The sequence below is a fragment of the Treponema sp. J25 genome (assembly GCF_004343725.1).
Taxonomy (GTDB): domain Bacteria; phylum Spirochaetota; class Spirochaetia; order Treponematales; family Breznakiellaceae; genus J25.
Window position 1 is genome coordinate 1 of sequence record NZ_PTQW01000060.1, and the last position, 2,868, is coordinate 2,868.

The window sequence follows — 2,868 nt, forward strand, 5'->3', positions numbered from 1 at the left end:
AATTTGTTGACAAATAGCGTGTAGCAGAGATTGAAGTAAATGATACCCTGATCCAGATATTAGACGAACTCTACATTGATGCCCGCTACCCCAGCGAACTAGGGCTGCTTCCCGCAGGCAAACCCAGCATAGAGGATGCCAGAGAATTTTATGAGTTTGCAGTGCAGGTGTTTAATCAAGTCTGTACCCTTGTGGGAATAGAACAAGAGGAATTCTACGGGGGTTAAAAGCGTATCCTTATTTTGAAATTAAAAATGAAAAAGAAAATGATAGAGTGTTTGTGGGCATAAAAGGAAGACAGGTGAAACCGATTTTCACGATACATGCGGGCGAATATCTTGTAGCATCTCACCTTGAAGAAAACTTCAAAGGCTTGGAAATTTGGTTGCCTACAAGGGACACAGGTATTGATTTACTTGTCACCAATCCAAAATCGAGTTCACAAAACTCAATTTGTGCAGTGTCCTTGCAGGTAAAGTTCTCAAAAGATTTTTTAGGCAATAAAGGTGGTGGCAAAAATACGCCATCAAGCATCAATTCAAAAATTAAGGCGGGTGGCTGGTGGACTTTCAAGTACGACAAAATTGAAAAATCGCAAGCAGATTTATGGGTTTTGGTTTTATATCGTTTTAGTCATCGTGATTTCGATTTTGTGATAATTGAGCCAGAGCAATTACTTGAACGGTACAAAAAGTTAGGTCATACATCAGGCATAATCCAAAGTTATGTTTGGGTCACAGAAAATGGTCAGTGTTGGGAAACTCGTGGTTTAGGAAAAGCAGAGCAAGAAGCAATTGCAGATGGTAGTTTCGAAGCCCCTGATCGGGATTTTAGTCAATTCCTGAATAACTGGCAACCGCTAGAAAAAAGAATCGGTCTATAATTTTGGCAGATTTGCAATGGTTCTGTTTTTTAGGCAAAAAGTCTGGCGCAACAAAAGCCAGCCAGCAAGGCGTGCTCCTGACGTGTGGAATTCTGCGGTATTTTCAAGCATTTTTCTGGCTTCCCGGATACGATTAGGACGGTGTTTCCCAATAAGTATTAAGTATACAGAACAAATAGCTAATAGCGCTTTAATGGGCCAAATATTTTTAGAATAATAAACAATGCAAGCTGCGATGAAAAAGATTTGAATACCAGGGAAAACTAGGGTAGAATATGTTAGGTGGACGCCTTCGGCGCTTATAACATCCTTGACAAAGTAGCCATTGTGGCTATATATTATACATATGATTGCAGTTGGCGTAAGAGATTTGAAGAATCAACTTTCACAGTACCTTCAATATGTTAAGAATGGTGAGAAAGTTGTTATTACAGAACACAATCGGGTTATAGCAGAAATCTCTTCACCTTCAAAGGAAGTTTCAAATACTGATGTTGAAATTGAGTTGGAGAAACTAGCTGCAGCTGGAAAGCTGATTAAAGCAAAAAGAAACAATTCTATTCAACTAAAAGCAGAAACACCTTCCGGTATTGATTGGATATCAGTTTATAAGGAAAACCGAGAATCATAAAATGTTGTATTATTTTGATTCAAGTATTCTTTTAGCAATTCTTCTTGATGAAAAACGTAAAGATAGGGCATTAAGTTTATGGAATGAAGCCACTATAAGAGTGAGCTCAATCCTACTGAAATTAGAAACAATGACAGTATTAAGAAGAACATTTGAACATAATAAAGCAAAATTTGAATCAAGCTGGATAACAAGAAAAATTAATGAACTAAATGAATACTTGAAAGAAGTTAATTTTAGAATTATTGATGAAGATATTGAAAATATAATTGTCTTAAGAAAAGAGATCGCAAAATGTAAAACTCTTGACGCTATACATATTGCTACGGCTTTAGAATTTAGCAGCTTAATTCCTACATCAGACTTTTATTTGTATACATTTGATAAAAATATGTCAGATCTTGCAAAATCATTTAAGTTCAAAATAAATAAAGAAGAAAATTTCATCTAACAACTACTTCAACCTGACTCGGCTATTGTCACGGTTCTTGTGTACGCAAGGAAGCGCGCCAATAACGGACCACGGCTTAAGCAAATGTTAGCCAGACCCCGCGGGCGCGGAAGAAAATAATGGTATTAGTAGATACAATTAATAATAAGCTTGATTCAGCGCAGTAATTTTCAGTAATAGTATGTAAGAGTATTCACTATTCAAGAGTCAGCGCAAGCTGGCGGATAACTAGCTTCGTTTTATCTTGGATCTGAGGTAAAGATTCTTGTAAGTGAAAATGATATAAAAATGGTTATTAGTTTATTAGCTGACTATTCAAACCAGGGTAAATGAAGAAACTACTCATCGTTAATAAAAAGATACTGACTTTTATAGTATTATGTTTTGGTATTCCATTAATGACTGTTCTTTTAACAAAAATTATTACAATAACCTCAGTCAATTATGTTCTGTTTGGAATACAGGCTGCATCTCCATCTATGCTGAGCCCGAATTTTTAGACAGTAAAAAGGGTGGTATTTATGAATAGCCCTCTTTTTATAGAGCAAGAGGGAGGTATACAGTACTAGCTATGAGGAAACGGTACGACAAGGCATTCAAAGCCAAAGTGGCCCTGGAAGCGCTGCGGGGAGAGAAAACGGTCCAGGAGATTGCCACTACCTACCAGGTAGGAGCAGTCCTGGTAGCATTGTGGAAGAAGGAACTGGTAGAGGGGGCCAGTAGTATTTTTGAGTGAGGGGATACAGACAAAGAAGCCCAAGAGCTGGAGCGGAAGCAGGAGGAGTTGTACAAGCAGATAGGCAAACTCCAGATTGAAAACGAGTTCTTAAAAAAAAAGTACAAACAATTGTACGGGACCGAGCCGCCGCTGTAGAGCCTGAGCCGCTATTTGTCAACAAATTT

General features: G+C 37.8%; 4 protein-coding genes. All 4 read left to right on the plus strand.

The genetic code is table 11. From position 1 onward, the window contains the following. Positions 1-301 precede the first annotated feature (301 nt). The 4 genes from C5O22_RS13295 to C5O22_RS13310 all read left to right on the plus strand — a co-directional run bounded on the left by C5O22_RS13295 (position 302) and on the right by C5O22_RS13310 (position 2,701). The gene (locus C5O22_RS13295; RefSeq protein ID WP_132782565.1) at positions 302-883 is read left to right on the plus strand and encodes a hypothetical protein; all 582 of its coding nucleotides are present in this window, start codon (positions 302-304) and stop codon (positions 881-883) included. A 346-nt stretch (positions 884-1,229) separates the two neighbouring features. Further along, the gene (locus C5O22_RS13300) at positions 1,230-1,514 is read left to right on the plus strand and encodes a type II toxin-antitoxin system Phd/YefM family antitoxin (RefSeq protein ID WP_132782566.1); all 285 of its coding nucleotides are present in this window, start codon (positions 1,230-1,232) and stop codon (positions 1,512-1,514) included. Between the two features lies 1 nt (position 1,515). Continuing rightward, positions 1,516-1,965, plus strand: coding sequence for a PIN domain-containing protein (locus tag C5O22_RS13305; RefSeq protein ID WP_132782567.1), 450 nt, complete (start codon positions 1,516-1,518; stop codon positions 1,963-1,965). A gap of 571 nt (positions 1,966-2,536) precedes the next feature. Then, positions 2,537-2,701, plus strand: a complete 165-nt coding sequence (locus C5O22_RS13310; protein WP_132782568.1) for a transposase — start codon at positions 2,537-2,539, stop codon at positions 2,699-2,701. Positions 2,702-2,868: the final 167 nt, after the last annotated feature.

Excerpts from the sequence above, each read along its gene's own strand:
- C5O22_RS13300 (WP_132782566.1), top strand. The coding sequence starts at position 1,230 with ATGATTGCAGTTGGCGTAAGAGATTTGAAGAATCAACTTTCACAGTAC.
- C5O22_RS13305 (WP_132782567.1), top strand. The coding sequence starts at position 1,516 with ATGTTGTATTATTTTGATTCAAGTATTCTTTTAGCAATTCTTCTTGAT.
- C5O22_RS13310 (WP_132782568.1), top strand. The coding sequence starts at position 2,537 with ATGAGGAAACGGTACGACAAGGCATTCAAAGCCAAAGTGGCCCTGGAA.